At 28.8% G+C, this 12,003-nt stretch carries 13 protein-coding genes; 4 read left to right on the forward strand and 9 right to left on the reverse strand.

Annotated features, from left to right (window positions below):
• Positions 1-24 precede the first annotated feature (24 nt).
• The gene (locus ARA19_RS03510) at positions 25-1,326 is read left to right on the forward strand and encodes a M18 family aminopeptidase (protein ID WP_423230599.1); all 1,302 of its coding nucleotides are present in this window, start codon (positions 25-27) and stop codon (positions 1,324-1,326) included.
• Positions 1,327-1,454: 128 nt separating this feature from the next.
• On the opposite strand, the gene ARA19_RS03515 is transcribed toward ARA19_RS03510, so the two are convergent.
• The 6 genes from ARA19_RS03515 to ARA19_RS03540 form a co-directional block, all read right to left on the reverse strand.
• The gene (locus ARA19_RS03515; RefSeq protein WP_055069557.1) at positions 1,455-2,429 is read right to left on the reverse strand and encodes a carbon-nitrogen hydrolase family protein; all 975 of its coding nucleotides are present in this window, start codon (positions 2,427-2,429) and stop codon (positions 1,455-1,457) included.
• Between the two features lie 78 nt (positions 2,430-2,507).
• A complete protein-coding gene (locus ARA19_RS03520; RefSeq protein WP_055069558.1) occupies positions 2,508-3,479 on the reverse strand; it encodes a carbon-nitrogen hydrolase family protein in 972 nt (323 codons plus the stop codon).
• Positions 3,480-3,880: 401 nt separating this feature from the next.
• Positions 3,881-4,288, reverse strand: a complete 408-nt coding sequence (locus tag ARA19_RS03525; protein ID WP_055069559.1) for a hypothetical protein — start codon at positions 4,286-4,288, stop codon at positions 3,881-3,883.
• Positions 4,281-4,580: a hypothetical protein gene (locus tag ARA19_RS03530; RefSeq protein ID WP_055069560.1), complete on the reverse strand. Its 300-nt coding sequence runs from the start codon at positions 4,578-4,580 to the stop codon at positions 4,281-4,283. Before ARA19_RS03530 ends, ARA19_RS03525 begins: the two co-directional genes overlap by 8 nt.
• Before the next feature lie 29 nt (positions 4,581-4,609).
• Positions 4,610-5,338, reverse strand: coding sequence for a hypothetical protein (locus tag ARA19_RS03535; protein ID WP_055069561.1), 729 nt, complete (start codon positions 5,336-5,338; stop codon positions 4,610-4,612).
• 1 nt (position 5,339) lies between these two features.
• Positions 5,340-5,753, reverse strand: a complete 414-nt coding sequence (locus ARA19_RS03540; RefSeq protein ID WP_055069562.1) for a hypothetical protein — start codon at positions 5,751-5,753, stop codon at positions 5,340-5,342.
• A 272-nt stretch (positions 5,754-6,025) separates the two neighbouring features.
• Here ARA19_RS03540 and ARA19_RS03545 point away from each other — a divergent pair, with 272 nt between their 5' ends.
• A complete protein-coding gene (locus tag ARA19_RS03545) occupies positions 6,026-6,862 on the forward strand; it encodes a Cof-type HAD-IIB family hydrolase (RefSeq protein WP_055069563.1) in 837 nt (278 codons plus the stop codon).
• A gap of 91 nt (positions 6,863-6,953) precedes the next feature.
• Here the strand turns inward: ARA19_RS03545 and ARA19_RS03550 are convergent, their stop codons facing one another.
• Positions 6,954-7,424, reverse strand: a complete 471-nt coding sequence (locus tag ARA19_RS03550; protein ID WP_055069564.1) for a hypothetical protein — start codon at positions 7,422-7,424, stop codon at positions 6,954-6,956.
• 585 nt (positions 7,425-8,009) lie between these two features.
• Positions 8,010-9,605 (reverse strand): peptide chain release factor 3, encoded by a 1,596-nt coding sequence (locus tag ARA19_RS03555; RefSeq protein ID WP_055069565.1) that lies wholly within the window; start codon positions 9,603-9,605, stop codon positions 8,010-8,012.
• A gap of 812 nt (positions 9,606-10,417) precedes the next feature.
• Between ARA19_RS03555 and ARA19_RS17405 the strand changes: the two genes are divergently transcribed.
• On the forward strand, positions 10,418-10,591 hold the full coding sequence (locus ARA19_RS17405) for a hypothetical protein (RefSeq protein WP_157452217.1): 174 nt from the start codon (positions 10,418-10,420) through the stop codon (positions 10,589-10,591).
• A gap of 76 nt (positions 10,592-10,667) precedes the next feature.
• Positions 10,668-11,033: a hypothetical protein gene (locus ARA19_RS03560; RefSeq protein ID WP_055069566.1), complete on the forward strand. Its 366-nt coding sequence runs from the start codon at positions 10,668-10,670 to the stop codon at positions 11,031-11,033.
• Positions 11,034-11,281: 248 nt separating this feature from the next.
• Here ARA19_RS03560 and ARA19_RS03565 read toward each other — a convergent pair whose 3' ends face one another.
• Positions 11,282-11,872, reverse strand: coding sequence for an ATP/GTP-binding protein (locus ARA19_RS03565; RefSeq protein ID WP_055069567.1), 591 nt, complete (start codon positions 11,870-11,872; stop codon positions 11,282-11,284).
• Positions 11,873-12,003: the final 131 nt, after the last annotated feature.

Genomic DNA, 12,003 nt, shown 5'->3' on the forward strand with positions numbered 1-12,003 from the left:
TTAAATTAAGAATTAAGGAGATTTATTAATATGAATAAAAACATTGCTAAAGAGTTAATTGACTTTTTATATGAAGGACCAACTGCTTACAATGCTGTTAAGAGCATTAGTAAATGGTTAGTTAGTGAAGGATTTACTGAATTAAAATCAGAGGATAAGTGGTCTTTAAAAACAGGAGATAAGTGCTTTGTAGTTAAGAACGGAAGCGCTGTTGTTGCTTTTGAAGTTGGTGAAGGTTTAGTAGGAGACAATGGTTTTAAAATGATAGGAGCTCATACAGATGCCCCTGGTTTTAGAATTAAACCATCAGCGCAAATAGTTGCTGAAAAAAATTATGTTAAATTAAATACTGAAGTTTATGGAGGACCTATTTTAAGCACTTGGTTTGATAGACCACTAGCTATAGCTGGTAGAGTAAGCTTAATATCAGAAAATCCTTTAAAGCCAGTTAATAAGGTTATAAATATAAATAAACCAATTATGATAATACCAAACTTAGCTATTCACATGAATAGAGAAGTAAATAGTGGATATGCTTTTAATGCTCAAAAAGATACTATGCCATTATTAACTTTAACTAATGGTAAAGAAGTAACAGAGGACTTATTACTTAAATTAATTGCAGATGAATTAAATGTAGAAGTTAAAGATATATTAAGCTTTGAATTAATGCCATATGAATATGAAAAAGGTTCATTAATAGGATTAAATGAAGAACTTATATCAATGGGAAGACTTGACGATTTATCAATGGTCTATGCAGGATTAAAGGCTTTAACATCAGCTAAAGTAAAAAAAGGTGTTAATGTAATGTTCTGCTATGATAATGAAGAAGTTGGAAGTAGAACAAAACAAGGTGCTGGTTCACCATTTTTCCATGAGTTATTAGAAAGAATAGTAATAGCAATGGGAGAAAGCAGAGAAGATTACTTTAGAGCAGTTGCTAATTCATTCTTAATATCAGCGGACTTAGCTCATGCAGTACATCCAAACTATGGAGAAAAGCATGATCCAGTAGTAAGACCTGTATTAGGAAAAGGACCAGTAATAAAAATAGCAGCTTCACAAAGTTATTCAACAGATAGTGAAAGCTCAGCTGTTTATGAGGCTGTATGTAAAAAGGCTGGAGTTAATGTTCAAAGTTTTGTAAACAGATCAGATGTAAGAGGTGGATCTACTATAGGACCAATAGCTTCAGGACATCTTCCTGTTAGAACAGTAGATATGGGAACAGCAGTGCTTTCAATGCATTCAGTTAGAGAATTAATGGCTGTAAATGACTATATAGATACTGTAAAAAGTTTTGAAGAGTTTTATAATTTATAAATCAAAAGAAAGGGTTGTCCACTTTGAGACAGCCCTTTTTATAGTTAGCATAAAAATAATAACCCAATCAGAAATTTAGGAGCTATTACAATTTATAACTTTCAAGGATATTTATAATTGTCAGTTTATTATTTTACAAATTCATTAAGTTCCTCATAAGGAATAACTCTATTATCATTTTCACCTATCATTTTAACTATTTTCTTAGATGATATATCAAAATTCATAGTTAAGTTTTTATTTCCATAGTGTCCAGCAGGATCGATGTAATATTTGTATTCAGGTAATTTATCTAAATCAACTACTGCATAGGCAATTCCTTCTTGTCCTTCTGGTACTGGGTCACACATTGGTTCACCATCTGGAGCATAAATACAAGTATGTCCTGGAACAAAAGTATCAAATACTTTTCTAGCTTCATCATTTAAGCACATGATATCACCCATTTCTTGAGTTATTAAGGAAGCACACATAACAACATAAGTTTGAGTTGATACACCGTAGTATCTGCTTGATAATTCATCAGCAAAGAAACCAGGCCATGAAGCAACGTGGATTTGCTCATTTTGTCCATTCATTGCACATAAATCAAGTGGTACTTGATGTTCCCAACACATTAATCCACCAAGGTTACCAATTTCAGTTTCATGAACTTCCATCATGCTACCGTCACCATCACCCCATACAAGTCTTTCAGCACTAGTAACTCTCATTTTTCTATGTTTACCGATTATATCTCCATCAGAATTGAACCATAATTGAGTTAAGTATAATGATCCACCATCTAATTCACTCATTGAAGCACAAACGAATATTTTATTTCTTCTTGCAGCTTCACTAATTCTTTGTACTGAAAAACTTGGGATTTTAACAGCATTTTTATATAATTGTACATAGAATTGTTTTGCATATTCAGGACCTTGTAAAAATGCGAAGAATGGGTATCCTGGAATAAATCCTTCAGGGAATGCTATAAGTTTAGCTCCATTTTTACCTGCTTCATCTATAAAATTAACAACTTTATCTACTGTTTTTTCTAAATCTAAATAAACTGGTGCTGCTTGCACAGCTGCTACTTTAACTTTTGAATATTCTCTTTCCATAATAATTCCTCCTATGCTTTCCTATTTTCTAATTTATCTCTATCAATCTCTTTTTTTGTACTTAAGTCAATCTATAAATTATTCTTGAAATTTATTTATTTCTTCGTAAGGTATAACTGAATCTACTTTTTCACCTATTGCCTTAAGAACTTTTTTAGGTCTTCTATCGAAATTCATAGATAAGCATGGATTTGAATAATGTCCAGCTGGATCAATATAATATTTGTATTCTATGATTTTGTCTAAATCAACTTCAGCGTAAGCTATACCTTCTTTTCCTTCTGGAACTAATTCACTTATTGGTTCACCATCTGGAGCATAGATACAAGTATGACCAGGAGTAAATGTGTCAAATATTTTATGAGCTTCTTTATTTAGACATATTTTCTTTCTCATTTCATCAGTGATTAATGATGCACACATTAATACATAAGTTTGAGTTGATACTGCATAGTATCTACTTGATAATTCATCAGGGAAGAATCCTGGCCATGAAGCAACGTGAATTTGTTCATTTTGGAAGTTCATTGCACATAAATCAAGTGGTACTTGATGTTCCCAACACATTAATCCACCAAGATTACCAATTTCAGTTTCATGAACTCCCATCATGCTAGCGTCACCATCACCCCAAACAAGTCTTTCTCCGCTAGTAACTCTCATTTTTCTGTGTTTACCAATTATGTCACCCTTAGAATTGAACCATAATTGAGTTAAGTATAATGATCCACCATCTAATTCACTCATTGAAACACAAACATATATTTTATTTCTTCTTGCAGCCTCACTAATTCTTTGAACTGAGAAGCTTGGAATTTTAACAGCATTTTTATATAATTGTACATAAAATTGTTTAGCATATTCAGGTCCACCAACAAATGCGAAAAATGGATATCCAGGAATAAATCCTTCAGGGAATGCTACAAGTTTAGCTCCATTTTTACCTGCTTCATCTATGAAGTCACAAACTTTATTAACAGTTCCTTCTAAATCTAAATACACTGGTGCTGCTTGTACAGCTGCTACTTTAAATTTTGTTAATCTCTTCATAACTAATTCCTCCTAAATATATATTAAATATTTAAGATATGCATAATAAAAATTAAAGTCATTGTTATTTCATTAATTTTAATTTATATGTTTAATAATCTTTATTGAACATATCTTATGCTTTTATCATAGACCTATGGATTATAAATTTAAAATTGAAATAAATATAAATATTTAAGTGAATTAATAGGTAATTTAAAAAATAAATAAAAGAGAATACTACAGAACTTTAAATATTTGTTTAACTTATAATACAGGACTTTATAATTATTAAAAAATTTAGAAAATTTAATAAATTTTATTAGAAAATAAAAGGAACTGTCTCTACCACTAAATTGTAGTATTGAGAGACAGCTCTTTTTTGAAATATTTTTAGGTTGAAAAATTTATATTAAACTTTTTTATTTATAACTTCTATTACGTCTTTCTTTATCAGCACCATGAACTTTTCCAGTAGGAGCTTTTTCTTTATCAACTATGTCAGAAATATCTCCATTGTGAGATAAAGAAGATGGAGTATATGAAGCTGTTGAGCTTGCTATAGTGTTTCCTACAAAAGGATCTACAGCAAAATTATTTGTTATTTCTGAAGGTATATCTTGATTTGGATATGTTTTATAACTTCTGTTACGCCTTGCGTTATCAGCGCCAGAAACCATACCAGTTGGTGATTTTTCTCGACTTACTAAATTTGAAGGTGCAGTAACATTACTAGTGATATTTTCATTACGTTCTTTATTATTTTCTGTTTTGTAGCTTCTATTACGTCTTTCTCTATCAGCGCCAGAAATTCTTTTAGATCTAGTCATGTAGCACTTCCTCCTTTGTATAATCGAATTCTTGTGTTGCTATATTATTTTTTAACATAGGATCACTAGTAAAACTTTGTTTTACATCAGTTTCTATATCATATCCTTCTTTTCTTCTATCAGCATCAGCTCTCATAGCATTTGGAGCATAATCAACATCATACTTTTTTGTCATATTAGTAGTGCCATTAGTAGAATAATTAAAGCTACTATCCATGTTGCCTGTCATAGGTGTTCCTGTCATAGGTTCATATCCATCCCAGTCTTTATCTTTTTTTCTGTCATTTTTCATTTTAATCACTCCTTAAAGCAATAAAAGAATTAGTATAGATTATCATCTGAGCTATAAACCCATTTGTTAGTTTTTTTATCAGTTTGTTTTTGTGTAGAATTGTTTATAGAGTCTCTTAAAACACTATCCATAGGAACATTGTTAGAAGAATTTGTTAAGTTATTAGTGTAAGAGTTAGTAGTTCTTCCAGTGTTAGAGAATCTTCTATTTTCATAATTAGTTGCATTATCTATATCATTTCTACTAGGAACATAATCGCTAGAAGAACTACTTACATCATGAACATAAGTACTAGTAGCTCTATCAGCATTAGTGAATCCTCTATTTTCATTTCTAAGTGTATTATCTATATCACTTTTGTTATATGTATGATTTTTAGTATTTGTTAAGTTGTCAGTGTAAGAACCAGAAGTTATATCAGTATCAGAATATCCTCTAGTCATAGTATCTACATCATTTCTGCCATAAGTATTATAGTCTTTAAAAGAGTTTGAAAAGTCAGTAGAAGAAGAAATAGCACTTCTATCAGCTCTACCTATATCTTTACTACCTTGTGTATAATCTTTAGAAGAACTTGAGAAATCAGTAGAATAAGCACCAGTATTAGAAGTTCTTCTGTTAATATTATCTACATCATTTCTGCCATATGTATTGTAGTCTTTAGAAGAGCTTGATAAATTATTAGAGTAAGAATCAGTAGTTCTGTCAGTGTTAGAATATCCTTTATTTTTGTTTTTATTTTTAGTTACATCACTCATATTATTTTTCCCCTTTCACATATTTATTAAAAGAATCTGATGAAGAATCAATACTTATATTAGTATTAGAAGATTCTTTTTTTCCATATTTATTTGTATTATCTAAATCACCTGTTCTACGTGTATAGTCTTTAGAAGAATTTGAGAATTCAGTAGAATAAGAACCTGTAGTTCTACCAGTATTAGAATATCCTCTATTTTCAATAGGGCTATTATTTACATCAGTTTTGTTGGGAACATATTCTTTAGAATAAAGATTTGAATTGTTACCATAGATTTTTTTATTTTCTTCGTTTATTATGTTATTTCCCATATCGTAGTTATTATCAGTACTTCCATGTAGGTTGTTTAAATTTTTGTAGCTATTGATATTGTCATTTGTACTTTTCTTTGTAGTTGTATTTTTATCTTTCATAATCAAAACCTCCTTTACAAAAATATATTGTGTAAATAATCAAAAATATATAACATGTAAAAAAAGTCATTTGAGTGATTAATTTAAATCATTATTATAGTATAATTTAAGGATTAAAATACTATTATGTCGTAATAATATGAAAGAGTAATTAAGTTTAATATTAAGGAAATATGTAGTAAAATAAAGAAAAGATTAATTAAGGAAAAATTTTCATTAGAAAATAAATTTTAATGAATAAGCTGAAGAAATATATGAAAGGGGTATTTTAAATGAAATATAAATTGATTTGTATAGATATGGATGGAACACTTCTTAATTCAAAGCATGAAATTTCTGAATTTAATAAAGAGATGATAAAAAAGGCTATGGAAAAGGGTATAGTTGTGGCAATAACAACAGGAAGATTATATATGTCAGCATTAGTTCATTCAGAGCTTTTAGGAATAGAAACATATGTTATTTCATCAAATGGATGCTATATAAAAAATATTAAGTCAGATGAAGTGATTTATGAATCAACTTTAACCAAGGAACAGTACTATAGAATAAAAGAAATAGGGGAAAAACATAAACTAAATAGATTATATTACAACACTTTTGATACTGTTATATCAGGGGTAAAATTTCCAGAAGACTATGCTTATAAAGTATCTAATGAAATATTACCAGAAGAGAAAAGAATAAAATTCCTTGAAGAAGTAAATTTAGATGAAATATATGATGAATATGATGGAAAAATATTAAAATCAATATTTATAGAAGAAGAATATATTGATAGATTATCTAAAGCAAAGGAAGAATTAAGAACTTTTGAAGATTTAGAAGTAGTTAGTTCTTGGCCAAATAACGTAGAAATAATGCCAGCGGGAACATCTAAAGGAGAGGCAGTAAAAAGATTAGCGGAAATATTAAAAATAAAACCTGAGGAAGTAATATGCATGGGAGATAGTGAAAATGACCTATCTATGATAAAGTATGCAGGACTTGGAATAGCAATGGGAAATGCTATTGATTTAATAAAAGAAAATGCTAATTATATTACAGATACTAATGAAAATTCAGGGGTTGGAAAGGCTATAGAAAAGTTTATTTTTTCAAATTCTTAGTGGAAGAGTAGAGAATATAGAAAGAAAATAAAAAGGCTATGTCAAATTAAATTTAGAATTAACTTGATATAGCCTTAATAATTAAAATAAACTATGAAACTTCACTATAATTTAAAGTCTTCATTATTTTAGTAAAATCTCTACGTAAGGTATTAAAAGCTGGTAAAAGCATTCCAGCAAATTCATCACCTACAAAATTATCATTGGTAGTTAAATAAGTAGTTCTAGCTACAATAGCTTCTTTATCCTTATGAGAATCTAAATAATAATTAAAGAAATAAGAGTATTTATTAAGGTCATTTAATAAATTTAAAATAATATCCTTTAAATCTTCATGGGATTTGTCATCATTGCCTTTCAACTCACAAAGAACAAAGTGAATAGTATTAAAAAAACTTTCATCTAATCTAACAGTGACTACACAAGCTGAATCTTTTTCTAAGGGTTGAACAGATTGTAATATTAATTCTTTATCTGTATCTTTTAATGTCTTAAATGTATGAAGTAAGTTTAACTTTTTTAAAGCATCTAAAAAACTTTGTTTTTTCATTTCATAATTCATAAAAAGTCTCCTTAAAATATAATATAAGAACATTATACAATAATTAAAACATAAAATATACATAAATGTAAATAAATACATAATTATAGTGTACAGATACATCCTCTCTGCCTTTTATCTAGCTATATAGGTTCATCATTTGTGACCACTCACTTACGTAAAGAAGCTCTAATATTTTTTCTACAATAGTTTCTAAAATTTCCAAACTCACTTTGTTCAAACAATAGAAATTTTTTTACGAAACTATTGTTCAAAAATAAAGAGCTTCTAGTACTAGTTCAATGGTCACAGCATTTTGTACCTATATAGCTATCTCGGCAGATGAAGAAATATATTTATAAACGTAGATTTAATTCAGGTGGAATTTTGACTCCATCTGAATGCTTAGTTGTCGTTATCTAGAAGCGTGAGGCCGTTTATCTCCTACTTAAGTGACTATCTAAATCTTGATTTAGTTATAGGAACTTACTCAGCGAGCAATGCGAGTCGAGTTTTCTATAGAAGGTAGGAGTATTACAGCCTCTAGCTATCTGATAAAAGTAATATAAAATAGGGGACTGATTTGATTCAGCCCCCTATTTTATATTAGTCATCTGATTTTCCTACACCTGAAAGTACTAGGTCTTTGTTATGTTCAAGAGCCCAGCTTATTCCCCAGTCATTTTGGAAAATAAGTAAGTTTCTATCTTTAAAGTCTTTTACTTTCTTAGTATCTGATGTTAAGTTTAATGTTTCAGGATCTACATCATCATTTTCTATCCATCTGATATATCTGTAAGCTAATCTGTCCATTTTTATATCAACATTATATTCATTTTTAAGTCTGTATTCTAATACTTCAAATTGAAGAACACCAACAACTCCAACAATGATTTCTTCCATACCTATATGAAGTTCTTTGAAAGCTTGAATAGCTCCTTCTTGTGCTATTTGGCTTATTCCTTTTATGAATTGTTTTCTCTTCATTGTATCAGCAGGTCTTATTCTAGCAAAGTGTTCTGGAGCAAATGAAGGAATTCCTTCGAATTTAAATTTTTCTCCTCCAGCACAAAGAGTATCACCTATAGAGAATATGCCTGGATCGAAAACACCAATAATATCTCCAGCATAAGCTGTTTCAACAACTTCTCTATCTTGAGCTAGGAATTGTTGAGGCTGAGAAAGTTTGATTTTTTTTCCACCTTGCATATGATAAACTTCCATACCTTTTTTAAATTCACCTGAACAGATTCTCATAAAGGCAAGTCTATCTCTATGAGCTTTATTCATATTAGCTTGTATTTTAAATACAAATGCTGAAAATGGTTCAGTCATAGGGTCTATTTTACCTTTACTTGAGTTTCTTGAAAGTGGTGAAGTAGTAAGCTTTAAGAAATCTGCTAAGAATGGTTCAACACCAAAGTTTGTTAAAGCAGAACCGAAGAATACTGGTGAAAGTTCTCCTCTTTGAACTGCATCTAAATCAAATTCATCTCCAGCAATATCAAGAAGTTCAATATCTTCCATAAGTTTATTATGAAGTGGTTCTCCTAAAAGTTCCTTGATTTTATCATCATTAACATCACCAGTAATTGTTTCAACTTCACTTTGTCCGTGATTTCCACCACTAAATATAATAACTTTTGAAGAGTTTCTATCATAAACACCTTTAAAATCTTTACCTGAACCTATAGGCCAGTTCATTGGGTAAGTTTTTAAAGAAAGTTCACCTTCAATATCATCTAAAAGTTCAAATGGGTCTCTAGCTTCTCTATCCATTTTGTTTACAAAAGTAAATATAGGGATTTCTCTTAAAGAAGCAACTTGGAATAACTTTCTAGTTTGATCTTCCACCCCTTTAGCACCATCAACAACCATAACAGCTGAATCAGCAGCCATTAAAGTTCTATATGTATCTTCAGAGAAGTCTTGGTGTCCTGGAGTATCAAGTATGTTTATACAATAACCATCATAATTAAATTGCATAACAGATGAAGTAACGGAAATACCTCTTTGCTTTTCTATTTCCATCCAGTCTGATACTGCATGAGTAGAAGCTTTTCTAGCCTTAACAGAACCAGCCATTCTAATAGCTCCTCCATATAAAAGGAATTTCTCAGTTAATGTAGTTTTACCAGCATCAGGGTGAGAAATAATAGCAAAGGTTCTTCTTTTCTTTATTTCATTAATTAAATTAGACAAAATCTTATCCTCCTAAAGTTTATAAGCTCTAAATTATAAGAAATCTTAAATTTATTCTATAATTATTCCCAATGGGAGAGTAGTTAAAACAAGAATAGTAATAAAGGTAAGATTAAAATTAATAATTAGAACTTATTTATATTTAAATTAAATAATTTACTTAATTGTATATTCTCAATTTAACATTATATCATAAAGTTAAAGAGTAAATCTATGATTATAAAGGAAGTAACAAATATAGAAGAAAGTTAATTTAGATGAATTTTCAACTTTAAATTTACATTTAATAATTAAGGAAAATACTAAAAGTAAAAAGAGAAAAGGTAAATAAGTAATTATTGATTATTAAAAAAGAAGAAAAATAGAAAATTTGCAAGTTAGAAAATTATATTATTCATATTAGGGAAAAAGAGAATGTAAATACATAGAATTTCGAATTTATAAAAAAAATAATTTTTATACATAATATTTAATAAAATGGAATTAATTTAAAGAAAAATACATATTTAAAAATTGGATTTTACTATTAAATGTATCTAATATGTATAAAATATTAACTGAAATATGAATTAGTTTACAAATCATAAGATTAATGAATTAAGTGTAAATGAAAGATAATATTCTTTACACAACATTAACCCACAAATAATTAATTTGATGATATACTAAGATTGTAGCAAGGAACAAAAGCTAAAAATAATAAATTAATAAAAATTAGCTTTAAAAATTAAAATTTAATTATTGTAAAAAACGTAGTTTAAATAGAGTAACTTATAAGATAAATTAAAAAAAGGAAACAGGAGGAAGAAAGTATGATAGGAAGAAGAAGTTTAACAGGTGAAAGATGTCCAGTATCAGGAATATGGAGATCAGAAGGACATGGAAAAACAGCAGTGGTAAGAAAGCAAGGAGAAATAATGCCATCACATAGAAGTAAAGAAGTAAGTTGGAGAATGATTCAACACTTACCTAAAAAGTTAAAATAGTAGAATATTAGTATGGGGAAAAAATTTTAATAGTGATAGTAAACGTTTAAAAATAGATAAACAGGAGGAAGAAAGAATGATAGGAAAGAATATATTAACAGGAAATATTTGTCCAGTATCAGGAATATGGAGAACAGAAGAGTATGGAAAGACAGCTGTTGCAGTAATAGCTGGAGAAACTATGCCAAGCTATAGAAATAAGGAAGTAACTTGGAAGATGATTCAATACTTACCTAAAAAGTTAGGTGAAAAAAAGGCAGAAGAAAGACCAATGATAGGAAAGAAAAGTGTAACAGGAGAAAAATGTCCAGTGTCAGGAATTTGGAGATCAGAATCCTTTGGTAAAACAGCAGTTGCATTAAAACAAGGAGAGATAATGCCTACATACAGAAATAGAGATGTTTCATGGACTATGATACAACATCTCCCGAAACAATTTTAATCTAAAGGAACTATTTCGCAATACTATAATTTAGTATTGTGGGATAGTTTCTTTTATTTTATTTTTTGATAAATTAAGGTAGTTTGATATCTTTTAAATTTCTATATAATTATAGTTATTTTTATTTGAACTAGGTAAGCTAATCTAGCTGCTTAAAGGCAAAAAAAAGAGAGTCTCGAAATAAAATATAATTCTAATTCGAGATAATCTCTTAAAATTTTACAAACTAAAAGAAAAAAGTAGCTTGTCTATTTTTTTTCTTTAGTTGAACATACAGCTTCTTTTTCTTTAAGTCCAATAATAGACATGATTTGTTTAGATCTTTCCTTAGTTTCTCCAGTAAGTACAGTGTATTTAACATGTTCTGAATCTAAGAATAATTTAATAGCATCATCTATAGCTAATGCTATTTTTTCATCTTGCCATCTAACACCATCTTTTTCATAACCAAATTCTCTTGGTACGAAGAAAATGTGATCGTATTTTGGTAGATCACGTAAAGCAAGACTATAAAGGTCGTTAAGAATTTCTATTTCTTTAACAGTTCTCTTTTTATCTCCTAACATAAATCTTCCATATATATAAGGAACAAAAGTTGCATAATCAGTTAAAGCATAATCAAATGATTCTAAATCTTGTTCTAATTTAAGCTGACCTAAATATATTCCATATTGTTCGGCAATAGTTTCAATCATTCCTTTTTCTTTTAGGTAGTCAGTACTATATTCAGTTGCAGCACCGACATTAAGGCCTTTTACTTTTAAATCAACATAAAGTTGCTGTATTAAAGTTGTTTTTCCACATCTTGGACCACCAAGAATAGCAATTCTAATTGGCATGTAAGAAAACCCCCATATGTGTTTAAAATAATATTTTCGTACTTCTCAAATTTAGTACATTTAATTATATCAATTAAAATATACTTTGTCACTTGAAAGAAATGAGAGTTATTAAAATAAAAAACTTCCTT

Source organism: Clostridium massiliamazoniense (assembly GCF_001403635.1).
Taxonomy (GTDB): Bacteria; Bacillota; Clostridia; order Clostridiales; family Clostridiaceae; genus Sarcina; species Sarcina massiliamazoniense.